Source organism: Paenibacillus sp. cl141a, assembly GCF_900109305.1.
Taxonomy (GTDB): domain Bacteria; phylum Bacillota; class Bacilli; order Paenibacillales; family Paenibacillaceae; genus Paenibacillus_AQ; species Paenibacillus_AQ lautus_A.
On sequence record NZ_FNZO01000005.1, the window covers coordinates 162,239 to 187,141 of the forward strand.

Here is a 24,903-nt window from a genome sequence, read left to right on the forward strand (position 1 = left end):
TGTTCCCTTACTTAAGAAAACATTTCTCTACCCGCATTCTGTTCATCACTGGCGGGACGTTCATTGGAATCTGTTATTCTGATATGGTTCTGGATATCGCACGATTCCGGACAAGTCATGCTAACCTATGTCATAGGGAAAAAAGAAGGGTGAGCCAAGGCCCCTCCTTTGGCTTACCCTTCTTGTGCAACTCTTTCTCTTCCGCAGCCGTTTGTCGCTTCGGTCCTCCGAATCCTTCCAGGCATGCTTACATCATCGTTCCGCTGTCGTCCGTGCTTGAAGTCAGTTCCTCGATAGCCACTGCCCCGTTCAGGCCGCCGCCGGTCGTTTGCGCCCGCTCCATTCGGTACCCTGCGTCCAGCATCGAGCCATCCAGCTGATGCAGCTGCTGGCTGACTTGATCCATCTGTTTGAACAGCTGGCGATACTGATAGGCTTGCGCATACTCGCTCTGCTGCGCGGCCTCGTCCAGCTGCTCGAACATCGTTTTATTCTCGCCCAGCACCTGTCGGTACTGCTCCGCCGCAGCGGTTCGGATATCCTGCGCCGTCCCCATCATCCCATGCAGCACCATCCTGCAGTTCACCAGCTCCTGGCGCACGGCGGAAGAAGTTTCAGGCGTGACCGCAGCCTGCGCATTCTGAAGCTCGGTGTGGATCCCGCCGAGCTCATTCACGATCATCCCGACTTCGTCCATGCGGCCGTTCTGCCCTGCAGCAGCCAATTGGCTGGATAGCTGATTGAGTCTCATCGACATATTTTGAATATTGCTCATTCGTTATTCCCCATTCCGGACCAAGTCCTTTTTATGAACTAGGATGCGATAAACCATGGATTGCTATTCATTCCGGTATCTGGGCGTGATATCCGGTCTGCTGGAATGCGGGGCGGGATGCCGATATAATAGAGTAAGCCATCATATGAAAGTAGGTAGATTAAAGAGTCCGCATGATCAAACGCAAAAAAACGACGCTTTTCCTTGTTGTTGCCTTATTGCTCGCCATCTTCTACATGCAGTTGCAAACCGCCATACCGGGATTTATCAACGATCTTGATTTTGATTTTAATAACAAAGAAACCCCTGAAATCACCCAGCTCCACCCGTATGTACTGCAGCAAAAGAATGAGCTTGTCCGTCTCACCAAGAAAAAAGGGATTACGATTGTCATAACGGACGGTTACCGGAGCCACGAAGAGCAGACCCGCATCTACAATCAGGGCCGCAGCACCGAGGGCAACATCGTGACGAATGCCAAGGCCGGGGAATCTCTTCACAACTACGGGCTCGCCATTGATTTTGCGCTGAGGCTGAAGGATGGCAGCGTCATCTGGGATATGGAATACGACGGGAACGGAAACGGCAAGGCCGACTGGATGGAAGTCGTGGAGATTGCAAAAGATTTAGGCTTCCAGTGGGGCGGAGATTGGGCCAACTTTCCGGATTATCCGCATCTGCAAATCGATTTTGGATTATCGATCCGTGATTTAAAACGGGGAAAGCTCCCTCCCATGGAGGCTTCCGAGTATTCGGAAGCCAAATGATATGATATTGCTATTTGTTTTTATTAAATATCGAGGTTCCCATAGCATACTTTAGTTATACTCCAATATGACTGACGCATCAGTAAATAAATCAAGGCCGACCAGTTCCTTCTGGTCGGCCTTTTTTGACGATGTTCTCTGCTAAAGCGTTTCGATGGAGGTGTGATATTCAACCAAATGCTTGACATGCCGTTCACATTTTGGTTATATAGTCATATATATAAGCATATAACCTTAACAGAACAATGAAGGCAAGGTGGTGATTCTTATTGAGCGGTACCGTGCATCCAGATAATAGGCCCCTGTTCATCCAGATCAAGGAAAAGATCGAGGACCAAATCGTCAATGACCAATTGCTTGAAGGTGAACAGGTTCCTTCCACGACGCAGCTGTCCCAATTTTACAAAATCAATCACATTACGGTCTTGAAGGGCATCAACCTGCTGGTTGATACCGGACTCATCTATAAAAAGCGAGGTGTCGGCATGTTTGTTGCTGAGGGGGCCAAGGAAATGCTGCTCCGGACCCGAAAGAGTGCATTTGCGGAACATTATGTGGTGCCTATGGTACAGGAAGCGGACAAACTCGGTTTGTCCACGGATGAGCTTGTTCAAATCATAACCCAGTTAAAAGGAAGTGACACTCATGAATCTTGATGTACAGTTAGATCGGGTATCGGTGACATACGGCAGCGTCGAAGCCGTCCGCGATGTTTCCCTGCGCCTCCCGGCCGGCAAAATTTACGGTCTCCTCGGCCGAAACGGCGCAGGCAAAACCTCGCTCCTGTCGATCCTGGCTTCATTTCGCGAACCATCGTCGGGATCCGTTACGATTGGCGGCGAGCAGCCCTTCGAAAATGCCAAAATCATGAGGGAAGTTTCCTTCATCTACGATGTCGACTATAAAGAGGAGACGGACAAGGTCAAGGCCGCGATTGAATCCGTTGCCAGGTACCGGCCCCATTTTGATACGGCTTATGCCCTGGAGCTTGCCCGCAAATTCAATTTGCCCCTGGATAACCAGCTCAAGCAACTCTCCAAAGGCATGCAGTCCGCTTTTAACGTATGCATCGGACTCGCCAGCCGGTCGCCGGTTACCATTCTGGATGAAGCTTATCTCGGCATGGATGCGCCGTCACGCGAAATTTTTTACCGGGAATTGCTAAAAGACCAGGAGCGCCATCCACGTACGTTCATTCTTTCCACCCACTTGGTATCGGAGATGGATTATTTGTTTGAGGAAGTCATTATCATCCACAAAGGCCGTTTCCTTCTCCAAGATGATTATGAAAGCCTTACGTCCAAGGGAGTATCCATTACGGGCCCCGCGACCAAGGTGGACGAATTCATCCAGGGCATGAAGGTTTTGAACGTGCAGCAGCTCGGTTCCACTAAGGCCGTCATGGTCTACGGGGAGCTGGACGAGGCATCTCAATCAGCCGCATTGAAGGCAGGACTTGAGATCGGGCCGATCTCGCTTCAGGACTTGTTTATCCATCTGACGGGGGAGGAATATTCCGCATGAAAAAGACGTCATCGCCCATAAGCAAGGTATCGACGGAAATGTTTATTCAACAAGGCAGCTGGGCATTGGGTTTTCTAACGATTGTACTGCTGATCTATATTGGAGCCGGCATCGTCAACATCATTGGTTTCAATATTCGGGAAGAAATGTCGGATGAGGACTTCTTCTCCATCGCTTACCGCTCCACCAAAGGATTTATGCTTGTCGTCGGCATCATTTCAGCTTACGGTTTTCTTAGCTATTATGTAAGACACGGCATTACGCGACGAGATTTCTTCAGTGGTTCCGCTTTAGCCGCCGTCTATTTGTCCCTGGCATTTCCGGTTGCCACGGCTCTGATCCAATGGATTGTCCTGCTGTTTGCATCACAAGATGAGGGAAGCACCCGGCTGCTGCAGGCGTTCGACAACAGCTGGCTGTTGATGCTCGTTTCCTACGGTATCCAAATCTTCATCTTTTATCTGATGGGGTGGATGATCGGATCCGGATTTTACCGGTTTGGCTGGATTCGCGGCTTGGGATGGATCGCCGTTGCCCTCGTGTTGATCGGCTTCATGGATGCATTGTGGCAGTTCGAGCTGGCTTCCATATGGGAACAGTGGTTGCCGGTCACGACAGACTTTTCCGTCACGCTGCCGGTTTCGCTCGCAGGTTCTCTGGCCGTCATCCTGATTGCATTGATTCTGATTCGGCTGATCACCCGGAGAGTTACGATCAAAATGTAACCTAGACCCAAATAAATGGCTGATCCATGGGTAGTACCTTCTCCCCCGGAATCAGCCATTTTATGATATAACGCCACCGTATAGATTAAGCGGCACTGCCCTTCTTCTTATTGTAAATGTCGAAGGCTACCGCCGCGAGGAGAACCAGGCCCTTAATGCCTTGCTGCCAGTCGATGCCGAGACCTACGAGCGACATCCCGTTATTGAGGACGCCCATGACGAGACCGCCAATGATCGCGCCGAAGACCGTCCCGATCCCGCCGGTGGCCGAAGCGCCGCCGATGAAACTCGCCGCGATGGCATCCAGCTCGAAGTTCGTACCGGCTCTCGGCGTCGCCGCGTTCAAGCGGGCGGCAAAAATCAAACCGGAGATAGCGGCCATGACGCCCATATTGACGAATACCCAGAACGTGACCTTCTTGGTTTTCACGCCGGACAGCGCCGCCGCTTTTTCGTTGCCGCCAAGCGCATAAATATGACGGCCCATCACGGTTTTGTTCATCACGAAGGAATAGATGATAATGAGCACCAGCAGCAGAATCAGAATGTTCGGCAGGCCGGCGTAACTAGCCAGCATGAACGTAAAGGCATTGATCACGGCCGCGATGAGCACCAGCTTCAGGAGGAACAAGCCGCTTGGCAGAACGTCGAAGTTGTATTTTTTGTGGGCCTTTCGTTCCCGCAGCTCATTGATCAGGAAAATAACCGTAAAGATGATGCCGGCCAGAATCGCGATCAGATTGGTGCCGGTGTTCCCGAAGTCCGGAATGAAGCCGGAGCTTAGCTTCTGGAAGCCGCCCGGAAACGGCGCAATGGATTGGCCCTCCAGCACGATCATCGTCAGGCCGCGGAACAGGAGCATGCCGGCCAGGGTTACGATAAAGGCCGGTATCCTCACGTAAGCCACCCAGAATCCCTGCCATGCTCCGATCAGACCGCCGACGATCAAGGATACGATGACGGCAATGACCGGATGCAGCTGCATATCGACCATCATGATCGCAGCAACGGCGCCGACGAAGGCCGCTACCGAACCGACCGACAAATCAATATGACCCGTAATGATGACAAGCACCATGCCGATGGCCAGTACGAGAATATAGCTGTTCTGGAGAATCAGGTTCGTGATGTTGATCGGCTCCAGCAGCAGCCCTCCCGTAATGATTTGGAAAAAAATCATAATGACAACAAGGGCGATGATCATCCCGTATTGGCGGATGTTGTTTTTAAACATTTTTTTGAGCGTCTCCATGCTTAAGCCCCTCCATTCTTGGTCATGTATCTCATCAAGGTTTCCTGCGAAGCCTGCTCTCTGCCAACTTCTCCGGTCATCCGTCCCGCGCTCATGACATAAATCCGGTCGCAGATCCCTAAAATTTCAGGCAGCTCCGAGGAAATGACAAGCACCGCCTTCCCCTCATCCGCCAGCTGGTTGATGATCGCGTATATTTCGTATTTGGCCCCGACGTCAATCCCCCGCGTCGGCTCATCCAGAATCAGGATGTCCGGCTCAGCATAGATCCATTTACTCAGCACAACCTTCTGCTGATTCCCCCCGCTGAGGTTCCCCGTCTTCTGGAGAATGTTCGGCGTTTTGATCTTGAGCTTCTTCCGCATGTCTTCCGCCACGAGGATTTCTTCCCGATCATCAATGACCATCTTCTTTGCCAGCTTGGACAGTCCGGTCAGCGAGATGTTGCGTTTGATATCGTCCATGAGGATCAGCCCGTATTCCTTCCGGTCCTCGGTCACGTAAGCAAAGCCGTTCTCAATCGCCTCGTTGATGGACTGATTCCGGATTTCCCTGCCGTCTTTCCGAAGCGTACCCGTAATGTTCCGGCCGTAAGCCCTGCCGAAAATACTCATCGCAAGCTCGGTCCGGCCGGATCCCATCAGCCCGGCAATGCCCACGATCTCCCCCCGGCGGATATTCATGCTCACATTGTCAATTACTTTTCGCCCTGCTTGCAGCTCGTGGTATACCGTCCAATCCTTAACCTCCAGGATGACCTCCCCGATCCTCGGGCTCCGCTCCGGATAGCGGTTCGTCAAATCCCGCCCGACCATGCCGCGGATGATCCGGTCCTCGTTCACCTCGCCGCCTCTCATATCCAGTGTTTCAATGGTCTGGCCGTCGCGCAGAATCGTAATGGAATCCGATACCTTCGACACCTCGTTCAATTTATGGGAGATCAGGATGCAGGAGATTCCCTGCTTCTTGAATTCCAGCATCAGCGCAAGCAAATTCTCGCTGTCGTCCTCGTTGAGCGCCGCCGTCGGCTCGTCCAGAATCAGCAGCTTCACCTTCTTGGATAAGGCCTTCGCAATTTCGACCAACTGCTGCTTGCCGACGCCGATGCTGCCCACCTGCGTATTCGGGTTCTCACTGAGCCCCACCTTATCCAGCAGCTCTTTGGCCCCCATCATCGTTTCATTCCAGTTCATGATGCCCTTCTCGGCGCGCTCGTTCCCCAAATAAATGTTCTCGGCAATCGACAAATAAGGAATCAGCGCAAGCTCCTGATGGATGATGACGATGCCCAGGTCTTCGCTTTGCTTGATGTTTTTAAATTCACAGACGCTGCCTTTGAACAGAATATCCCCCTCATAGGTGCCGTAAGGATACACGCCGCTCAGCACTTTCATCAGCGTCGATTTGCCTGCTCCGTTCTCCCCGCACAGGGAGTGGATTTCACCCTCGCGAACCTTCAGATTCACCTGGTCCAGCGCCTTTACCCCGGGAAACGCTTTCGTAATGTTCCGCATTTCAAGAATGTACTCTGACATCTGGCTTCACCTTCCTATCCTTTCGTGTTCGCTTGCCTAAAGACTATTTCAATCCGATTTCTTCCTTGGAATAGTAGCCCGTCTCCACAACCTCTTTCTCCACGTTCGAAGCATCAACGGATACAGGGGGAAGCAAATAGGCAGGCACGACCATGATGCCGTTGTCGTACGATTCCGTATCGTTCACCTCGGCCTCTTCTCCCTTCAGCACGCTCTCCGCCATCTTCACCGCCTGCTCGGCGAGCTGGCGCGTGTCCTTGAACACCGTCTGGGTTTGCTCGCCGGCCACGATCGACTTAATGGAAGCAAGCTCCGCATCCTGACCCGTGATGATCGGCAGCGGCTTGCCGGCCGTCCCGTAGCCTACGCCTTTGAGCGAGGAGATGATGCCGATGCTGATCCCGTCGTAGGGCGACAGCACCGCGTCCAGATTCTCGCTGGAATAGTTGGCGCTGATCAGGTTATCCATCCGCGACTGCGCCAGGGCGCCGTCCCAGCGCAGGGTTGCAATCTGGGCCATCGTGGTCTGTTTGCTCCGAACGACAAGCTTGCCCGAGTCCATGTAAGGCTTGAGCACGGACATCGCGCCGTCATAGAAGAAGTAAGCATTGTTATCGTCCGGCGATCCGCCGAACAGCTCGATATTGAACGGCCCCTTCCCTTCCTTCAGGCCAAGCTTCTCTTCAATATAGGAGGCTTGCTGAACGCCGACCTGGAAATTGTCGAAGGTGGCATAATAACTCAAATGCTCGGTGTTGCGGATCAACCGGTCGTAGGCGATGACCTTGATTCCCTGATCATGGGCCTTCTTGATCACGTCGGTCAGCGTATTGCCGTCGATCGAAGCGATGACGATTACGTCGACCCCTTTCGTAATCATGTTCTCGATTTGGGAAATCTGGTTTTCAATCACGTCCTCGGCGAATTGCAGGTCGGTTTTATACCCTTTTTCCTGAAACAGCCGCTCCATGTTCTTCCCGTCAGCCACCCAGCGTTCGGATGATTTGGTGGGCATCGCAAGGCCGACGTAACCCTTCTCAGCATCGCCGGTTTGGCTTTCGGCGAGGTTGCAGGCCGTCAGGGCCAAGAGCAGCACCGCGATCAGCAATCCTGGCAATCCTCTCTTCATCGGTAGTTCCCCTTTCCGAAAAATGAAATCGAGAGCGCTTACAACCGTAGGTTCGAAAAGCCTCTCTGTACTCAAAAGGATACCTCCGTTCGGGTGGAGGGGTCTTTCCACGAAAACAACCTTTTTTATAATTTTCATACTTTTGTTTGTTGTTCGGCATTCTTGCGAGATGTGCGAGATGTGCAGGGCTGTGTACCGATGTGCTCCATGGGAACTGTCCGAATGCCTTTTTCGTCATCAAAAAGAGCCTCCGGTTCGTTGTATGCCAACGAACCGGAGGCTCTCTCCATGCTGCAGCGTAGATCAGCCCGCTACCACATGTTCTCTTTTCATGCTTCCATGGATTTAAAAAGGCCGGCGGGCACCAAGGCCCGCCGACCATATTGCGATCACATGCCCGATTGCAGCATTCTTGCCAGGATGGCCGCCGTTTCCGCGCGCGTAGCCGCCCGCTCCGGCGCCAGCCTGTTCGCTTGGTCGCCCGTCAACAGTCCTGCCTGCGAAAGCTGATCGACTGCCCCGCGAGCCCAGGATGCAAGCTTGTCATCGTCGGCATATTGCACCGGCGCTCCCTCGGCCTCCTTGCCAAGCCCCGCCGCTTCCATCGCCCTTGCGATCATGACGATCATTTCCTGCCGGGTCACGGCAGCATCCGGACGGAAGCTGCCGTCCGCATACCCTTGGATCAATTCCGCCTTATAAGCGGCTTGAACGTCGGCTGCAAACCATCGGCCCGCCACGTCGTTGAACGAAGCAGGAACCGCGGCAGCTCCGCTCGGATGGATCCCCAGCATCCTGACCAGCATGGCGGCAAGCTCCGCTCGCGTGATGGAGCGGCCGGGTTCAAAACGGCCGCCCTCCGTCCCCTGCACGATAAGCTTGTTCGCGAGCAGTTCGGCGTCTGCTTTAGCCCAATGCCCGCTCATGTCGGTGAATGCGCGGCGGCTCTCAAGAACGGTATAGGTTCCCGATGCCTTTAAAGTAAGAAGAGCATTTTCGGCCGAAGTGAAACGGGCCGGAACGTGCTTCCATTGTCCTGCGGCTTCATCAAGGTAAGCTGCCGTCAAATACCGGCCGTCGGCCAGTATTCGCCCTGAAGGCGAGAAGGTTGCGGATAATCGGCCATCTGCCAGCGGCTGCGCCGTTCCGTCCGGCTTCCATGCGTTCAGCGACACGGAGAACGGCTTAAGCCGCATACTCGCTCCCGTTTTCCGCGAGAGCTCCCCGAGTCTCGTCTCCGCCTCGTCATCGGCCGTTCTGATCGTGAGCCCGATGAAAGTCGCAGATAAATCCGATGGCAGCTCGCCAAGCTCAGCCAGCGAGAAGACAAATACGCCCTGCGGCGTGCGCCACTCCATCACCGCGCCCCTGGCAAGCTCCTGCAGCCGTTCCACGACGGCAGGCTTCATGCGCAGCGACCATTCGCTCGTTCCGCCCCTCGTTTCAATCACGATGCGGCCTGAACTCAGCTGTTCGGGCTCGAGCGTAATTGTCTGGCCGGTTTCCCCGTCGAGCACCAGATCGACGGTGAGATCGCGATCTGCCCCTGCGGGCGGTTTCACCCCGCCTGCATCGCCCGGCAGGCCGACGGCGTTGCCCGGGCTTCCGTCGGAACCAGGATCATCGCCTGAGTTTGCCGGCGGCAAAACGGCAACCTCGGCTGCGGTGCTGAGACCTTCGTAGGTCACGGTCATGGACGTTTTCCCTGACCGGATGCCGTGCAGCCGGCCTGCTGCATTCAGGGATGCATAACCTCTGTCTGCAAGTCGGTATGCAGCTTCCGCGGTCACATCGGAGGAGGTGCCGTCCGAGTAATGTGCAGTTACCCGGATCTGGCGATATTCGCCCTCCCTCACTTCATACCTGGAAGCATCCAGCGTCAATCCGGTCGGCACGGCATAAACCGTGACAGGGGCGGCGGCTGTCAGCCTGCCGGCATCAGCCTCATAGACGGCCTGCATGACGGTACGCCCGGCACGAAGCCCTGTGACATACCAGTAGCCGTCCTCGGCCCGCGCCACCCGGATCAGCCCATCATCATATTGGAAGCGGGCATCTGCGGTTACGTCCGAGGTAGCATCCTCGTAAGTCACCTCCACGACCGTGCGCACCGATTCGCCGATTTGAAGGCGGTACGAGGGCGGCGTAAACCATATGCCGTCGGCAAAGGTTACCTGCACGCCATCCCGAATCGGCTCTCCGCCGATCCAGGCGTGAATGTCAGCCACTCCCGGCTCGGTTGAACGGACTTCCGCGGTATACACGCCGTTCTCGCGATACGTGGCTTCCGTCACGGTGCCAAGCGTTGTTTCAAGCCGAATATCGGCCCCGTTCCCCGTGCTGTTGCCAAAAGCATCCCTTACCAAGACGGTAATCATCGAGGCAGCGGAGCCGTTGGCCGGGATTGCCCCGCTGTCGGCGGAAAGCTCCGATGCAGCGGCCGAAGCGGGCCCCGGCAGAAATTCGACCTCAGCCGTGTCTGCAAGCTCGCTATCGTCCACCGATGCCGTAATGATGGCAATGCCAGCCTCGGTGGAGATCAGCAAGGCCGTGTACCGTCCCTCGGCCTCATATACGGCCGCGGAAACGGTGCCGATCGAGGAATGAATCCGAATGTCCGCGGGCCCGCCGTCATCCGGAATCGTATTGCCGGCGGCGTCCTTCAGTTGCACCGTAATCCGCGCGGACTGCATGCCGTCGGCTGTCAGCCCGGTCCGGTCCGCATCCACCGTCGAGGCGAGCGCCGAAGGCTCGCCCGGCTCGAAGGATACCGTCACCGACGAGGCGATCCGAATGCCGTCCAAGGTTCCGGTAATAACGGCTGCTCCGGCCCTATTCGACGCAACGCCGGCCGTATAACGGCCTTCCGCTTCGTACTCCGGCTCCGTTAGCAGGCCAAGCGTCGACGCCAGCTTAAGCTGGAGCGATCCGGCATCGGAGCTGAGCTCGTTTCCATAAGCGTCCTTCAGCTGTACGGTCACGATTGAACGGCTTAGCCCGTCAGCGGTGACGACTGCCCGGTCGGCTGACAATACCGTTTGGTCCGCCGAAGCCGGGCCAGGCATGAACTGCACCGACGCCGTGTGCGCCAACGGTACATCGTTGACCGTTCCCGTGATGACGGCCTCGCCTGCCGCCGTGCCAGCCGTCAATATGGACGTGTACGTGCCGTCATGATGATCCGTCGTCAGACCCAGCGTTCCGGCCGTCGTCTGCAGCAAGACCTTGTCGCCCCCTGCGGTCAACGCATTGCCGAAGGCATCCTTCAACCGAATCGTGACAACCGTTGACGTGCTGCCGCCCACGGTGATTGCTTTGCTGTCCGTTTCGATGATCGATTCGGCCGCGGATGCCGCCCCGGTGAGAAGCTCCACCGATACGGGGTGCTCCAACGGCACACCGTTTACCGCACCCGATACGACGGCTGAACCGGAAACCGTACCGGCTGTCAGCATGGCTGAATACGTGCCGTCGCCATGGTCTTGAACGCTGCCCAACGTTCCGGAAGTCGTGGTGAACACGACCGTATCACCGCCTGTCTTCAATTCGTTGCCAAAGGCATCCTTCAGCTGCAGCGTCACGGTTGTTGTGCTGGCGCCGTCAGCCGGCATCGCCGGGGATGCTGCCGTCAGCAGCGATTCCCGTGCCGAAGCCGCTCCGGGCTCAAAATCAGCGGACGCGGTCTGCAATAGCTTCGCACCATTCACGGTCGCGGTGATCGTTGCCGGACCGGCAACCGTCGGTGCTGTAAGCACAGCCGAGTATGTGCCGTCGCCATGATCCGTTACCGCTCCGATCGAGCCGGCGGTCGCGCTCAGGCTCACCCTGTCGCCGCCGGACGTCAGGTTGTTGCCGTGGATGTCCTTCAGCTGCACGGTCAGCGCCATTGTGCTTGACCCGTCAGCCGGGAGCGCGGACGCCCCCGCCGTGAGGAGCGATGTCGCCGGAGAAGCGGCGCCCGCAACATACGCAATGTCCGCCGTCTGCGTGACGGTCTTGCCGTTCAACTCGGCCCGGATGACGGCCTTGCCGGCGGCCGTCGGCGCTTTAACGGTAGCCGTATAGATGCCGTTACCGCGGTCCGTGACAACGGAGAGCGTGCCTCCGCTTGTTTCGACGGATACCGCGTCGCCTCCTTGCGTCACCGGATTGCCGTAGGCATCCTTCGCTTGCACCGTAATGACGGCCGTACTGACGCCGTCTGCCGTAATCGAGGCCGGGTTGATCGAAAGGCTCGTCGCTGACGGCGATGCCGCTCCGGCAACGAAGTTCAAGCTTGCCTTGCCGGCAAGTGCCGAGCCGTTGACAAAACCCGACACCGTTGCGGTTCCGGCGGTCGTCGGCGCCGTCCAGGTCGCGCTGTACGTCCCGTCGCCGTGATCCGTTACCGCACTCAGGCTGCCTGCAGTAGCCGACAAGGTTACGGTACCGCTCGAAGCAGTTAAACGATTGCCATGCGTATCCTTCAGCTCCACGGTAACCCTGGTCGTGCCGGTTCCGTTAGCCGGAACGCTTGCGTTCGCAGCGCTGATCGTGGAGGCCGACAGAGACACAGGGCCGGGCACAATGCTAACGTTCGCCGTTTGCGCGAGCCTCACGCCATTAACCGAAGCGGACACAACCGATATGCCCGTTGCCGTCGGCGCCGTCAGCGTCGCGGTATACGTTCCGTTGCCTTGATCCGCCACGGTACCGATCGAGCCGATGCTGGCCTGCATCGTCACGGCATCGCCGCCAGTCACGAGATCATTGCCTCGCGCATCCTTCAATTTTACGGTTAACGTCGTGGCCCCCGATCCGGCCTGGAGACTGCCTGAAGCAGAGGCAAGGCTGGACTTGTCCGCGGAGGCAGCCCCCGGGACGAACGAGACCACGGCCGTTTGTTTGATCAAAGAACCGTTCAATCTGGCCGATACTTCAGCGGTGCCGGTCATAGAGGCCGAGGTCAGCGTTGCGGTATAGGTTCCGTTGCCTTTGTCGGACACGGCCCCGATGGTGCCGCCGCTTGTACTCATGGACACGGTACCTGCGGAGGCCGTCAACGCGTTGCCGTAGGCATCCCGGAGCCGTACCGTCAGCATCGTTTTACTGCTGCCGTCCGCAACGATCGAGACGGGAGCCGCTGACAGTTCCGAGGTTTGCGCGGACGCTCCCGCGGGAAGAATCTGAATCGCGGCCTTCTGCTGCATCGCCGCCCCGTTCACCGCGGCACTGACGGTCCCGCTGCCTGCGGCCGTGCCTGCCGTCAGCACAGCCGTATAGGTCCCGTCCCCATGGTCGGTTACCCTCCCGGCCGTGCCGTGTGAGGACTGGATCGTTACCATGTCGCCTCCGGACACCAGCAGATTGCCGTGCGAATCCTTTAATCGGACGGTCACCGCCGTGCTGCCGCTTCCGGCCGTGAGCGTGTTCTGCCCCAGGCTGATCGTGGATGCCGAAGCCGATGCGGCTCCTGGAATGAACGTGACCGCTGCCTTCTGCGCGAGCGGCGTTCCGCCCAGCTCCGCCGTTACGGTTGCCGTACCGACGGAAACGGGCGCTTTCAGCTGTGCCGTGTACGTCCCGTTCTTCCCGTCCGTCACGCCGGACAGCGTACCGGCGGTCGTCTTCATTTGCACGGCGCCGCCGCTCGCCGTCAACGGATTTCCGTTGCTATCCTTCAGCTGCACCGTCACGGTGGAGATACTGCTGCCGTCCGCCGGAATCGATGCCGGGCTCGCGGTGACCGTTGAAGTGAGGGCCGAAGCGCCAAGCGGATTGAACTTCACCGTGCCGCTTGCGCTCATGGGATAACCGTTAATGATGCCCGTAATCGTTGCGGTTCCGGTCGTCTTGGACGACGTCAGTTCAGCCGTATACGTCCCGTCCCCGTGATCGGTGACCGGACCGAGCGTGCCCGCTGTCGTGCTAAGCTGAACGGTCCCTTCGCTCCTGCCGATGTTATAGTTGCTTCCTTCCTTGAGCGTTACGGTGACCGTCGTCTTGCTCGCCCCGTCCGCATCGATGGAAGCGGGACTGGCGCTGATTTGCGTCCGGGCTGGATATACTTGCAGCGCAGTCGTGTAATATATTAAGGGACTGGCGTCCGATATGCCCAACTCTCCCCTGCTGGTCCAACCCGCACCCCAAACGGTGCCGTCCGTTTTGATCACAAGGGCATGATTGTCTCCGGCTGCCAATTGGCCTACGTCGCCGAGCAGCTTCGTTGCCACTTGCAGGTTCCGGTTTTGCATGCCCCACCACCACACGGTTCCGTCATGCTTAAGAGCCATGCTCAAACGGCCGCCGCCGGATATCCGGACCACGTCCGTAAGCGGTCCGGAACCCGTCTGCTGAACCTGAATCGCCGTGTTGGAAGAAGTCAGCCCCGGGTTGCCCAAGTTGAAATTCTCATTGTATCCCCAAGCCCAAACGGTGCCGTCTCCCTTCAAAGCCATGCCGCCAAATCGACTGCCTTGGATATCGGCTATGCCGGTTAACGGCTGTCCGGAGGAATCGATCACCTGTACCGGATACACGGAGTCGGCCGTTGACCCGTTGCCCAACCCTCCAAAGCCTCCGTAGCCCCAGGCCCATACCGTTCCGTCGTTCAGGAGCGCAACGGAATGGTAATCGCCTGCCCCTACGGCCTTCACGTCTTTGAGATAGGATCCGCTTGATGCCTTGATACGTACGGCCCGGGGGTTGCTGATGTCATAATAATCGGTAAGCATGCTGCTCGAATTGGATCCCCACCCCCAAGCCGATCCGTCTTCCTTGATGGCCAGAACATGGTCGTAAGCCGCGGCGATGCTGCGTACATTCGTTAGCGGCCCGCCGCCGGACTCCGTTACCTGCACGGCTCGATACTGATCGGCCGATGCACCATTGCCCAGCTTTCCGTAGGTTCCTTTGCCCCAGGACCATACGGTGCCGTCATTCAGCAGCGCGACCGAGAAATAGCCTCCTCCCGTCACGAACTTCGCGTTTCCCAGCGGCGTACCGTCGAATTTGGTCACCGGTACGGGACGGAATGCATTATCCGTTGTGCCGTTGCCCAGTGCTCCCGCACCGTTGTCCCCCATCGTCCAAACCGTGCCGTCTCCGGCAATCAGCAAGGAATGAAGGTATCCCGTTCCGATTCCTTTGATGCCGGCGGGCGCCGCGGATGCGGCATGTGCCGGCTGCGGCAGATTCGGCATGATCATCAGAAATGCGAGCAGAAGCATCGCGATTTTTTTCAATCTGCGCAATGAAACCTCCCCTTCTTGAAATAAATAGTGAACATTAAGGAATAAAGACTCTGTTGCATGTTGTCCATGATTCCTCGGTCCTGACCGCTATTCTAACAAAAAAGGACGTCAATAATAATTAACAAACGTTAACGATTCGACAAAAAATTCATCTCGGATATCCCCCTCGGATTGCAGGCAAAAAAGCGGAGATTGCCATGGAACGCAATCACCGCCTTTTATTGCTCCTGTCGTGGGCTCCGTCCTTCATCTCTTCTATTCTTCCAGAACCGCCGCCCCTTTCCGATACCGGTTCGGCGACACCCCCATCACCTTCTTAAAGGCCGTGCTGAAATAATGCTGGCTGTCATACCCCACCCGCTCCGCGATGTCCAGGATGCTCAGCTCGGTGGCGTTGAGCAGCTGGATCGCTTTCTGAATCCTCGTCTGGGTCATGAGCGTGATAAAGGACATGCCCAATTCTTTCTTTAGCGTCCGGCTCAGATAGACCGGCGATACCTGCAGGGCCTGGGCGAAAGATTCCAGCGTCAGCTCCCGAACGGCATACTGTTCCTGGATGAGCTGCCGGGCACGCCGCACCAGCGGAGACAGCTGCGCCTCCTTGAATACCCCTTCCCGGCAAGCCTCGTAGGCGGCCGCAACGGCGCCGTCCGTCCCTTCCGAAACCAGCTCCAAATGTACATTCACGACCAGCTTCAAGTACTTCTGGATCAATTGCTCGGCATCGGCCGCAATCTCCAAATCCGCTTCTCCCCAGCAGCAAATTCCGATCCAACCGGTATGGTCCCGGAACAAAACGCAGGGGGCGGGATGAAACAGCTCGGCGATTATATTTTCCATCGCGAACAGATACAGCTGGCGGTCGCTTTCCTTCATCAACGGCTGCGGAGCCGTCACCTCAGGCCATCTGGCGATGCCGATCCGGGTGGGACGGCAAGGCGGCAGTCCCAGGAACTCCAGCTGCTCGATCGCCTCCTCCTCATCCAGCAAGCCGTGCATCCATTCAAGGCAAAACCGTTCCCGCAGCAGCGGAATGTTCTTCTCGATTTGCTCGGACGCCTTCTTCAGGTAGCTTTCCTGAATTTGATGGTCGTTCAGCTCATCCCGAACGCCCCCCAACACCTGGATCAGGTGCTCCGCATTTACCGGCTTCAATATATAATCCTTAACCCCGAGCCTGATCGCTTCCTGCGCATAAGCAAATTCGTCATGGCCGGTAATAATGACGAACCGGCACGCGGGGCGTTCTTCCTTCAGTCGCTTCATGAGCCCGATGCCGTCCAGGAACGGCATATTCATATCGACCAGCATAATGTCAATCGGCCGGCTGAGCGCAAGCTCCAACGCTTCCTCGCCATCCTCCGCTTCGGCAGCCACTTCCATGCCGAGCGCCCCCCAATCGACCGCATCCCGAATCCCCTCGCGGATAATCGGCTCATCGTCGGCAATCAAGACTTGATACGCTTTCTTCATCGTGAGTCTCTCCTATCATGATCGGAGGACGAAGGAACGGCATGCAGCAGCGGATGCGTAATCCGTACCGTGGTTCCCTCGTTCTCTATACTGTCAATCATAATTCCGTACGTCTCCCCGAACGTTAGCTTGATACGTGCCTGTACATTCAGCATGCCGTAGCTTCGGCTTGCGCCCGGCCCTTCTTCCCGAGGCGCCTCCATGGCCGTTACCGGATCGGCAAGCTGCCTGCGAAGCGCGTCCAGCCGCTCCACAGGCATACCTGCCCCGTCATCACGTACGGTAAGCACCAGCACATTTTCCTCAACATCCGCTTGGATCCAGATTCGCCCCGGGCCTCTCCGGGCCTTAATGCCGTGGTATATCGCGTTCTCCACCATCGGCTGCAGGATGAGCTTCAGGACGTGCAGTCTCTCGGCTTCAGGGGAAAGCTCCATCTCAACCTGCAGCCTGTCGCGGTAACGCATCTTCTGGATCTGCAGGTAACTGCTGATATGCGTCCATTCGTCGGACATGGGAATGATATCTTCGCCTTTGCTGAGCCCGATCCGAAACAGCCGCGACAAGGATTCTACCAGATCCGATACGTCATCCGCCCCTTTCTTGCGGGCCATCCAATGGATCGTATCCAGCGTGTTGTACAGAAAATGCGGTTTAATATGCGCCTGCAGGCTGCGCAGCTCCGCTTCGCGCTTCTGCCTCTCCCGCAGCTCGCTCAGCTTCATCAGCTTGCGGATCTGCTGGAGCATGCGGTTAAAGCTGCGGCCGAGCATGCCCACCTCATCCTGCCGATTTCCCCAGTAGCGGATCGTCAAATCCCCGGATTCGGCTTTTTGCATGAAGGACATAAGCTGCCAGATCGGCCTGGATATGGACTGCGAAAGCGTGTAGGACGCCGTAACCCCAAACAAGCACACTATAAACAAGAAACAGATCATATAAAAACGAATCTCCCGCACTTCATACACCGATTCGCTGGTTGGAAATACGCCGATTGTCCGCCAGCCAGTAAAGGAGGAGGTGCCGTATATCAGTTGCAGCCGTTCCCCGTTTACCTCGCGGATCAAAGCGCCGCTCTCCTCTTCGGGAAACCACGATGGCGGAATGGACGGGATGATGGAATCCTCCGGGGTATAAATGCTGGAGCCGCCGGCCTCTGCCACCATCAAATATCCGCTTTTCCCGAGCGTGACATCCCGGACTGCCCTGGCGACCGCCCGCAGCTTCAAGTCGATCAATACCGCACCGGTCACTTCCCTCGTATCCGGATCCACAAACGAGCGTACGACCGACACCAGCTCCTCGTTGGCGTAATGAACGTGGGTGGTGACGTTACGGTCTGCCGGATGGCCGAGCACGGTAAAGATCCCTTCGTTTAAAACGGCCTCGCGGTACCATTCTTCCTCCGTCAAATTCGCCGGACTGCGCGCGTACATTTCGTTACTGATATAGGCTCCTTCGCGATTGACCAGAAGAATGGAGGCAATTTCCGGATACAGCGTCGTGAAGCCTTGAAGGTATCGCTTAATCTCGTAATTTTCCTCATTATCCTGCTTGACCGGGGACGTTTGCGGGCGATAGGTTCCCGAAGGAATATCGGCTCCTGCCGCCGGCTTATCCCCTTGAATGTCCCCTTGCAGAAACCGCTCCGTGCGAGGGTCGAAGCCGATCAAATACGTAATGTTCTGCAGATTCTCCATATCATTGTCCAGGGTCTGGTTGACCTTTCCGATCAGTTGAATGGTATTCGAGGTGACCTGCTGGTCCACAATGCGATTTACCGTCCAATTAACAAGAACGCCAAGGGCAATTGAGGGAAGGATCCCAACCATGAGGAACAGGATGACCAGCTTGTATCTCAGCGGCAAATCCCCGAACCGCAGCCAACGCCAAAAACCCTCGCGCCAGGATTCCACTCTGTTATTTCGCATAATAATCATTCACATTCTCTCGGGTCACAATCGAGATTCCGGTGTCCACCCTCGCGGGAAGCGGCGACACATCATTCCCAAGCGTCGGGGCCGGCACGGTAAGTCCGTGATGCAGGTGAAATAAATACTGCAAGGACCAGTAGCCCATATTCCAAGTACCCTGGGCGATCGTTGCCGCGATGGTTCCGTCGGAAATCCGGTCCAGCGTCCCTTTGTTCGTATCGAATCCAATGATGGTCACCCGGCCCGCCTTACCCGCGCCGATAACGGCATCCGCGACGCCCATTCCGCCGCTGGCCTCCGTCACGAAGATTCCTTTGAGATCCGGGTGCTTGCCCAGCATGTCCGCCGCAGCCTCTTTGGCAACGAGGGTGTCCCCTTTTCCTTCCCGGATCTCCACCACGGACATGGAAGGATATCTCTGTGCCAACGTGTCCCGGAAACCTTCCGAGCGGTCGTCATGGTTCTGCTGCCCGGGCTGGGTCACAATCCCGATCTCCCCTTCCCTGCCGAGTAGCTGCGCCATCTTGTCCGCGGCCGCAACCCCTGCATTGTAATTGTTGGTTGCAAGAAAAGAATACGCTTTGCTGTCAGGTGCATCCGCATCGAATAGGACGACCGGAATCCCGGCATCCACGGCCTTATTGATCGTGGACGTCAGCGCCTTCGAATCGATGGCCGACAAGGCGATGCCCGCCGGACGCTTCGCGATGACCTGCTCCAGGACGGTAATCTGTTCCTCCACGTCATATTGCGTGGACCCGCGATAATCGACGGTTACGCCGAGCGCATCCCCACCATCCTCGAATCCCTTCAATATATTTTTCCAATATTCCATCCCCGATTGAAATGTGACCATGACGTAATTCTCGCCCATGCTGCCGTGCAGCCCGCCTTCCCCCCAGGCCGAGGAACGCTTGTCTTCCAGCCTGTACATGAACACATAGGTGAGAAAAGCCAATATAAGGACGCCGTACACCAGCATCATCTTCTTCATGAATGAGTCCCCCGATTCTTGATCCTTCGTGTGCCATTCACCAGTTGCAACCGGTTACATATCGTATTATGAATATACTGCAATTCTCTGAAAAAGATCAAACCCTCGCTGGAATTTGGCAGCGGACAGCAGCAAAAAACAGGCTGTTCCAGGTCCCCCTTAACCATGTCACAGCCTGTTTCTATGATATCAAGCATCTGCATATCGTTCCTGCATGAACGAGGCAGGGGGGTGCCCGTACTGATCACTTAGCCGGATAGATGCTAATGCCGTGCATAAATAAACTCACCACGTGACGCGCAAGATCCTCAGGAGTCCGCTTGCGTGTCAACAGCTGCTGGGAAGTCAGCCTTTCGATGACGCCGACCAGGCACTCCGCAACGATGTGCATGTCGGACTCACGGTCAAAGTACCCGTCCCGCTGCTCTTCCTTCAGATTTTGCTCGATCATGGCTGCCATTTCAGCCTTTACGATGACGGAATCATCCCCGATGAAAAAACCGATTTGCGTCAAATCCGGGTCCTTGCCAAGAAACGTGAACAACCCCGTAAGCACGCCAAGCAAACGCCCGGTCACATGGGCCTCGTCGATTCCGCTCTCCAACCGGCTTCCCTCGATCAGGCCTTTAAGCTCCGAACGAAATTTCTCCATCAGCTCCCTGAAAATCGCCTCTTTGCTCTCAAAATACAAATAGAATGACGGCTGCGTCAATCCTGCCCGGGAAACGATGGTGCTGATCTTGGTCTGATGGTATCCTGACTTCGCAAATTCATTGGCGGCGACAATCAGTAGTCTCGCCCGGCTTTCTTGTCCGTTCGCACCCTTCTTCCGCAAAGCTATCCAACCTCCGAATCTACCCATGATGTATGTATGTTAGTTACCCTTCATTATACTCTATATCGGAAAGTTGCTGCTACACATAAAGTGTCCCGCCTGGACCGAAGACTTTACATCGCCCCCGGAACGTTATAACGTAAAAGGGATGAGATGCTTAACGTTTCAGCCAAAAAGGAGATTAATCACATGCAGAAACATACCCCATCCAACTCGGCAGATACAATCGGGTCATATAGCTCGGCCCCGCATTCCTTTAGGCGCGTGCTTATCGTCACGGCGGTTGATGCCGAAAAAGATGCCGTGTTGCGCGGGCTAAAGAATGCGTCCGGATTCGAGGTTATCGCGGGAGGAGTCGGTCCGGCGGCCACGGCGGCCGCGACGGCCCGCCGTTTGATGCAAGCCTCCTACGATTTCGTTGTCAGCGCAGGCATTGCCGGAGGTTTTGCCGGTCAGGCTGAGGTTGGCTCCATCGTCATTGCAGACCTCATCCTTGCGGCGGATCTCGGATCCGAAACCGAAGACGGCTTCAGCAGCGTTCAGGAGCTCGGCTTCGGAACGGATCGGATTCCGGTCGATGCTGCAGCTGCCGGCAAGCTTGCCGAGGCCTTGGAGGATGCCGGCGCCGCCGTGACCCTTGGTCCCGTGCTGACCGTATCCACCACGACGGGAACGGCGGCGACGGCCGCCAGCCTTCTCCGCCGGGTGCCGAACGCCTGCGCCGAAGCGATGGAAGGGTTCGGCGTAGCCACCGCTGCCGATGCAGCTGGGGTGCCCGTGCTTGAGATCCGTACCATATCCAATCAGGTCGGTCCGCGGGACCGCGGCGCATGGAAGATCAAGGAGGCGCTGCAGGCGCTTGAGACAGCAAGTTCATTACTACCGGAGGTGCTACGATGAAAATCGCTTTTTCCCCTTGCCCCAACGACACATTTGTCTTTCATGCCTGGGTTCACGGTCTTATTCCCGGTGCACCCGAGCTTGATGTATCCTATGCGGATATCGATATTACCAATCATTGGGCGGCTGAGGATCGGGAACACGATATCTTGAAAATATCCTATGCCGCGCTGCCCTGGGTGCTGGATGAATACGCCCTGCTGCCCTGCGGGGGAGCGCTCGGCCGCGGTTGCGGGCCTCTCGTTCTGACGGCGGACAAGCTGACGGACGGAAAGACCCCGGACAGTCCGGCTGCGCTGTCCGGACGGCGGGTAGCCGTTCCGAGCGAACGCTCCACGGCTTATCTGCTGTTTCGCCTGTGGGCCGCCCAAAACGTACCCGGGGGACTCGGCGAAATCGTGGTGATGCCGTTTGACCAGATCATGCCGGCTGTCCGCGACGGTGCCATCGATGCCGGGCTGGTCATTCACGAAGCGCGGTTCACGTACCCGTCCTACGGATTGAAGCTGATGACCGATCTCGGCAGCTGGTGGGAATCCGATACGAATCTGCCGATCCCGCTGGGAGCGATCGTGGCCCGCAGGTCGCTGGATCTGGCCAGCATCTCGAGCTGGATCCGCTCCTCGGTCGAATACGCCTGGGAACATCCCGGAGAATCCCGGGATTATGTCCTCCGGCACGCACAGGAAATGGACCCGGACGTCGCCGATGCCCACATTGACTTATATGTCAATCCATTTACCGCAGAGCTGGGCGAAGACGGCTATGCAGCAATTTCCGCCCTGCTGAACCGCGCAGCCGATGAAGGGCTCGTGCCGCGGATCGATCCCGCGCTGCTGAAACGTCCGGAATAGCCGGAAGATAACCGTCTAACGACATATTCTCTCGAAAGACCGACTATGGCAGCGGAAGTCTTTCCAGCGAGAGTAGGAGAGGCTCCCTCCGAAGTCAATACTGTACTTCTCTAAAAATAGAGGAATGCCCATGAGCCCGACCAACCGTGTCCGGCTTCTCTTTTGGCGTTCCTCTTTTTCCTGCCCGCGAATCGTTTCATCCGAACTTTCCAAATCAGAACTCGTTCCTCGATATCAAATCATGCAGCTGCCTGTAAATTCCGATAATTTCATCCATGGGCATCCTCACCAGCCCGCTGGACGATGGAGCTACAAACTCACGGACGCCGTCTACGACGGAGTCCGGCTGGATTCCCCAGTCCGACTTGGCCTTGCCGCTGTATTCGGTATACACGCCCTTGCCGACAAAACAGGCAACCTCCGGTCTGTATTCCTCCAGCTTCTTCCGCAGCGTCTCTCTTCCGAGCCTGTACTCTTCGCGGGTAATGTCTTCCGCGCCCCGGGTGGGCCTGGCTACAATATTGGTGAATCCATACCCCAGTTTAAGCAGTTCCCCGTCCTCTGCGGCTTCATACAAGCGTGGAGTCAAACCGGACTTATGCAGTATCCTCCAAAAATTGTTGCGCGGGTTTGCGTAATGGTGCCCCATTTCGCCCGATCGCAGACTCGGGTTAAAGCCGATAAATACAAGGGTTAATCCATAATCCAGATGATCGCTGACTTCGTCCATGCTTGATTCCTCCTCACCATCTAATCGGGGTTCCCTTAAGCTTAATGAGAGCTCGATGCGGCGGCGCTGTTGTTGCGTTTGCGTATTTGGTGAATGCCCATCACGACGGCAACGAGCTCCCAGTCATCGAGAACATCGCTCTCATTCTGCAGCTGATAGGCTCCGGCTTGGAGCCAGCCGCTAATGCGGGTAAATTGGGCGATGACCCTTCCGGTCCCATCCGTTATTTCATATTCATTGGAAAAGGCAGGCGAAGTGATCTCATACACACCTCGCGCCCTCGCATCGTATTCGAATTTTTTCGTAAAGAAACTCATCCGCATGCGCAGCAGACCCAGTTCTTCCCCATTGCCGCCCGTGATATTCCATTTGTTCGAGAAGAATCGGAACGAGCCGCTGCATACGGCATCTCCCCCGGCGTTATACACGTCCAGCGAGGAGCCGAAAGCGCTCTTCAAGTCCAAGCTTCCTATTACACGGCCTTCCCTATCCATAATATCTGTTATCCCCGAGCTAAAAAAGTTATCCTTAAAATACAAATGCATGCCCCTGCTCCCCTTCCTCGATTTCCTGCATCCCTGTTATTCATACAACGATTTGCAGGTTAAATTGTTTCAAATTTTTGCGGGAAATTCGGGAACCGATCCATGTTTCGATTGTCTAATATTCGAGGTGATGCTATTGGAGACCCTTAAATCTATGGTAGCCGTGAATGATCCAAGCACGCTGCTGAGCGGCTGGATGGAGTCCTTCGGCCAGGACGTGTGGAACTATGCGTTCTTCTTAACGAAACGAAAAGATGCGGCGGACGATATCAGTCAGGACGTGTTCCTTAGGGCTTATAAGCACTGGAATGATTTTGAGGGCCGAAGCTCGGTCAGAACGTGGCTGTTAACCATCACCCGCAATCTTTCCCTGAACTATCTCAAATCCTCCTTCATGACAAGGGTGTCTTTAACGGGTTGGATCACCTCCAAGCAGACCGAGTCTTCCGCGGAAAAAGAGTTCATGGATGCCGCGGCCGTCTCGCAGATCTGGAAATGCGTAATGGAGCTGCCGCCCAAATACCGGGAAGTGCTGATCCTGGAATTCCACTATCAGCTGCCGCGTAAAGAAATGGCCCGGCTGCTCGGCCTATCCGAAGGAACGATCAAGTCCAGACTGCACCGGGCGCGCGCCCGGATGGAAACGATGTTGAAAGGAGCGGATATCCGATGAAAACCGAACAAGAGCCGCAGCCGGATTGGATGCAGGAGCTTGCTTCCCCTCCGTTCAACGAGCCGATGTTCACCGCGAAGATGAAATCCGATGTATCGCAGAGCGCCGCAAACGGCGACATAAGCCGTGAAAGAAGAGCTCCAGCGCGTCTTATCAGCATGACCGCAGGCGTATTGGCGCTGCTTCTCATAGCGGCGGTATGGGGATGGCGCGAGTCCCCTGCGCTTCAACGGATGATCCCCATCCGGGGCTGGGGATACGCTGCCAAGTGGACTCCCCGAAGCGTATACACGGTGGATGGCGTGGATAAACTTCAGGTTTTTCCGGGCGGGGAAGCTGCCGCGGGCTCTCCGGCCGGAGCCTGGTGGAATTTATTAACCCCGATTCAAGAGCTTGAAGGGAAAACGATCAGCATATCCGCCGTTCACCGGGATACGGGAACTACCATCGAGGAGCTTGCCGAGACAAAGATTACCTCCGATATGGCTTACAATGACTTGACGCGAGTTTCTTCCCGTTTCGCTCTGCCGCTTTCCGGTTTATGGCGTTTCGACGTGACGGTGGATCATGAGAAATACGGCGATATCGTTATTGATGTGCCGGATAGCAGCTGGGAGCCGAGCCCGAGCTTCGTGTCCGGCAGTTATGCCATGACCGGCATCGAAGGGCGCTTGGGCTTTATACACCCGGGCCTTATCGCTGGCAAGCCGAACAAATACATGTGGCATTTCTGGGGGCTTGACGAAGAATTAACGGGGGATCTGGTCATCACCGCCGTGAAACAAAATTCGTCCGAAATCATCGATGTATTTAAATCTCGCGTCGCTCCTTATCCTCATAATGGTGCCGATGCCTCACTGCCGACAACGATGTTACTTCCTTCGCCTGGACTTTGGCGCATTATGGTCTCGATCGACGGTCAATTGTTCGGCAGCGTCATTGTCGAAGTTGCTAAACCTTAGATTTGGCGATGCCGCAAGATATGCATGAGCCGCGGCCGTTAACGCAAGCACGCCTCATGGCAAG

19 protein-coding genes are annotated in these 24,903 nt (G+C 56.2%); 8 read left to right on the forward strand and 11 right to left on the reverse strand.

What is annotated here, in order from left to right; all coding sequences use genetic code 11:
- Positions 1-247: 247 nt before the first annotated feature.
- Positions 248-775, reverse strand: coding sequence for a hypothetical protein (locus BMX45_RS16145; protein WP_090910546.1), 528 nt, complete (start codon positions 773-775; stop codon positions 248-250).
- A gap of 173 nt (positions 776-948) precedes the next feature.
- Between BMX45_RS16145 and BMX45_RS16150 the strand changes: the two genes are divergently transcribed.
- The 4 genes from BMX45_RS16150 (at position 949) to BMX45_RS16165 (ending at position 3,791) form a co-directional block, all read left to right on the forward strand.
- Positions 949-1,542, forward strand: a complete 594-nt coding sequence (locus BMX45_RS16150; RefSeq protein WP_090910547.1) for a M15 family metallopeptidase — start codon at positions 949-951, stop codon at positions 1,540-1,542.
- 269 nt (positions 1,543-1,811) lie between these two features.
- Entirely contained in the window at positions 1,812-2,198 is a 387-nt protein-coding gene (locus tag BMX45_RS16155) for a GntR family transcriptional regulator (protein WP_090910549.1), read from the forward strand.
- Positions 2,188-3,066: an ATP-binding cassette domain-containing protein gene (locus BMX45_RS16160; RefSeq protein WP_090910550.1), complete on the forward strand. Its 879-nt coding sequence runs from the start codon at positions 2,188-2,190 to the stop codon at positions 3,064-3,066. Before BMX45_RS16155 ends, BMX45_RS16160 begins: the two co-directional genes overlap by 11 nt.
- On the forward strand, positions 3,063-3,791 hold the full coding sequence (locus BMX45_RS16165) for a Tat pathway signal protein (RefSeq protein WP_090910551.1): 729 nt from the start codon (positions 3,063-3,065) through the stop codon (positions 3,789-3,791). Before BMX45_RS16160 ends, BMX45_RS16165 begins: the two co-directional genes overlap by 4 nt.
- Positions 3,792-3,876: 85 nt before the next feature.
- On the opposite strand, the gene mmsB is transcribed toward BMX45_RS16165, so the two are convergent.
- The 8 genes from mmsB to BMX45_RS16205 all read right to left on the reverse strand — a co-directional run bounded on the left by mmsB (position 3,877) and on the right by BMX45_RS16205 (position 20,175).
- On the reverse strand, positions 3,877-5,043 hold the full coding sequence (gene mmsB / locus BMX45_RS16170; RefSeq protein WP_090910553.1) for a multiple monosaccharide ABC transporter permease: 1,167 nt from the start codon (positions 5,041-5,043) through the stop codon (positions 3,877-3,879).
- A 2-nt stretch (positions 5,044-5,045) separates the two neighbouring features.
- On the reverse strand, positions 5,046-6,578 hold the full coding sequence (mmsA, locus tag BMX45_RS16175) for a multiple monosaccharide ABC transporter ATP-binding protein (protein WP_090910554.1): 1,533 nt from the start codon (positions 6,576-6,578) through the stop codon (positions 5,046-5,048).
- A 43-nt stretch (positions 6,579-6,621) separates the two neighbouring features.
- Positions 6,622-7,707 (reverse strand): multiple monosaccharide ABC transporter substrate-binding protein, encoded by a 1,086-nt coding sequence (gene chvE, locus BMX45_RS16180; protein WP_090910556.1) that lies wholly within the window; start codon positions 7,705-7,707, stop codon positions 6,622-6,624.
- Between the two features lie 389 nt (positions 7,708-8,096).
- Entirely contained in the window at positions 8,097-14,939 is a 6,843-nt protein-coding gene (locus BMX45_RS16185) for an invasin domain 3-containing protein (RefSeq protein WP_090910557.1), read from the reverse strand.
- A 255-nt stretch (positions 14,940-15,194) separates the two neighbouring features.
- Positions 15,195-16,412, reverse strand: coding sequence for a response regulator transcription factor (locus BMX45_RS16190; RefSeq protein WP_090910559.1), 1,218 nt, complete (start codon positions 16,410-16,412; stop codon positions 15,195-15,197).
- Positions 16,409-18,343, reverse strand: a complete 1,935-nt coding sequence (locus BMX45_RS16195; RefSeq protein ID WP_090910782.1) for a cache domain-containing sensor histidine kinase — start codon at positions 18,341-18,343, stop codon at positions 16,409-16,411. Before BMX45_RS16195 ends, BMX45_RS16190 begins: the two co-directional genes overlap by 4 nt.
- On the reverse strand, positions 18,333-19,340 hold the full coding sequence (locus tag BMX45_RS16200) for a substrate-binding domain-containing protein (protein WP_090910561.1): 1,008 nt from the start codon (positions 19,338-19,340) through the stop codon (positions 18,333-18,335). The genes BMX45_RS16195 and BMX45_RS16200 overlap by 11 nt, the downstream gene beginning before the upstream one ends.
- 244 nt (positions 19,341-19,584) lie before the next feature.
- Positions 19,585-20,175 carry a TetR/AcrR family transcriptional regulator gene (locus BMX45_RS16205; RefSeq protein WP_090910563.1) on the reverse strand — a complete coding sequence of 197 codons (591 nt, stop codon included), beginning with the start codon at positions 20,173-20,175 and terminating at the stop codon, positions 19,585-19,587.
- Between the two features lie 189 nt (positions 20,176-20,364).
- Between BMX45_RS16205 and BMX45_RS16210 the strand changes: the two genes are divergently transcribed.
- Both BMX45_RS16210 and BMX45_RS16215 read left to right on the forward strand, forming a co-directional pair.
- Positions 20,365-21,075 carry a futalosine hydrolase gene (locus BMX45_RS16210; RefSeq protein WP_090910564.1) on the forward strand — a complete coding sequence of 237 codons (711 nt, stop codon included), beginning with the start codon at positions 20,365-20,367 and terminating at the stop codon, positions 21,073-21,075.
- Positions 21,072-21,929: a 1,4-dihydroxy-6-naphtoate synthase gene (locus tag BMX45_RS16215; protein ID WP_009591617.1), complete on the forward strand. Its 858-nt coding sequence runs from the start codon at positions 21,072-21,074 to the stop codon at positions 21,927-21,929. Before BMX45_RS16210 ends, BMX45_RS16215 begins: the two co-directional genes overlap by 4 nt.
- Positions 21,930-22,143: 214 nt before the next feature.
- On the opposite strand, the gene BMX45_RS16220 is transcribed toward BMX45_RS16215, so the two are convergent.
- Together BMX45_RS16220 and BMX45_RS16225 are read right to left on the reverse strand one after the other, a co-directional pair.
- Entirely contained in the window at positions 22,144-22,659 is a 516-nt protein-coding gene (locus BMX45_RS16220) for a mismatch-specific DNA-glycosylase (RefSeq protein ID WP_090910566.1), read from the reverse strand.
- Positions 22,660-22,700: 41 nt separating this feature from the next.
- Positions 22,701-23,204: an LURP-one-related family protein gene (locus BMX45_RS16225; protein WP_090910568.1), complete on the reverse strand. Its 504-nt coding sequence runs from the start codon at positions 23,202-23,204 to the stop codon at positions 22,701-22,703.
- Between the two features lie 154 nt (positions 23,205-23,358).
- Between BMX45_RS16225 and BMX45_RS16230 the strand changes: the two genes are divergently transcribed.
- Together BMX45_RS16230 and BMX45_RS16235 are read left to right on the forward strand one after the other, a co-directional pair.
- Positions 23,359-23,877 carry an RNA polymerase sigma factor gene (locus tag BMX45_RS16230; RefSeq protein WP_090910569.1) on the forward strand — a complete coding sequence of 173 codons (519 nt, stop codon included), beginning with the start codon at positions 23,359-23,361 and terminating at the stop codon, positions 23,875-23,877.
- The gene (locus tag BMX45_RS16235; RefSeq protein WP_090910571.1) at positions 23,874-24,839 is read left to right on the forward strand and encodes a DUF4871 domain-containing protein; all 966 of its coding nucleotides are present in this window, start codon (positions 23,874-23,876) and stop codon (positions 24,837-24,839) included. The genes BMX45_RS16230 and BMX45_RS16235 overlap by 4 nt, the downstream gene beginning before the upstream one ends.
- Positions 24,840-24,903 lie beyond the last annotated feature (64 nt).

Coding starts and splice junctions, on each gene's coding strand:
- BMX45_RS16145 (WP_090910546.1), bottom strand. CDS start 775: ATGAGCAATATTCAAAATATGTCGATGAGACTCAATCAGCTATCCAGC.
- BMX45_RS16150 (WP_090910547.1), top strand. CDS start 949: ATGATCAAACGCAAAAAAACGACGCTTTTCCTTGTTGTTGCCTTATTG.
- BMX45_RS16160 (WP_090910550.1), top strand. CDS start 2,188: ATGAATCTTGATGTACAGTTAGATCGGGTATCGGTGACATACGGCAGC.
- BMX45_RS16165 (WP_090910551.1), top strand. CDS start 3,063: ATGAAAAAGACGTCATCGCCCATAAGCAAGGTATCGACGGAAATGTTT.
- mmsB (WP_090910553.1), bottom strand. CDS start 5,043: ATGGAGACGCTCAAAAAAATGTTTAAAAACAACATCCGCCAATACGGG.
- mmsA (WP_090910554.1), bottom strand. CDS start 6,578: ATGTCAGAGTACATTCTTGAAATGCGGAACATTACGAAAGCGTTTCCC.
- chvE (WP_090910556.1), bottom strand. CDS start 7,707: ATGAAGAGAGGATTGCCAGGATTGCTGATCGCGGTGCTGCTCTTGGCC.
- BMX45_RS16190 (WP_090910559.1), bottom strand. CDS start 16,412: ATGAAGAAAGCGTATCAAGTCTTGATTGCCGACGATGAGCCGATTATC.
- BMX45_RS16195 (WP_090910782.1), bottom strand. CDS start 18,343: ATGCGAAATAACAGAGTGGAATCCTGGCGCGAGGGTTTTTGGCGTTGG.
- BMX45_RS16200 (WP_090910561.1), bottom strand. CDS start 19,340: ATGAAGAAGATGATGCTGGTGTACGGCGTCCTTATATTGGCTTTTCTC.
- BMX45_RS16210 (WP_090910564.1), top strand. CDS start 20,365: ATGCAGAAACATACCCCATCCAACTCGGCAGATACAATCGGGTCATAT.
- BMX45_RS16215 (WP_009591617.1), top strand. CDS start 21,072: ATGAAAATCGCTTTTTCCCCTTGCCCCAACGACACATTTGTCTTTCAT.
- BMX45_RS16220 (WP_090910566.1), bottom strand. CDS start 22,659: ATGGACGAAGTCAGCGATCATCTGGATTATGGATTAACCCTTGTATTT.
- BMX45_RS16225 (WP_090910568.1), bottom strand. CDS start 23,204: ATGCATTTGTATTTTAAGGATAACTTTTTTAGCTCGGGGATAACAGAT.
- BMX45_RS16230 (WP_090910569.1), top strand. CDS start 23,359: ATGGTAGCCGTGAATGATCCAAGCACGCTGCTGAGCGGCTGGATGGAG.
- BMX45_RS16235 (WP_090910571.1), top strand. CDS start 23,874: ATGAAAACCGAACAAGAGCCGCAGCCGGATTGGATGCAGGAGCTTGCT.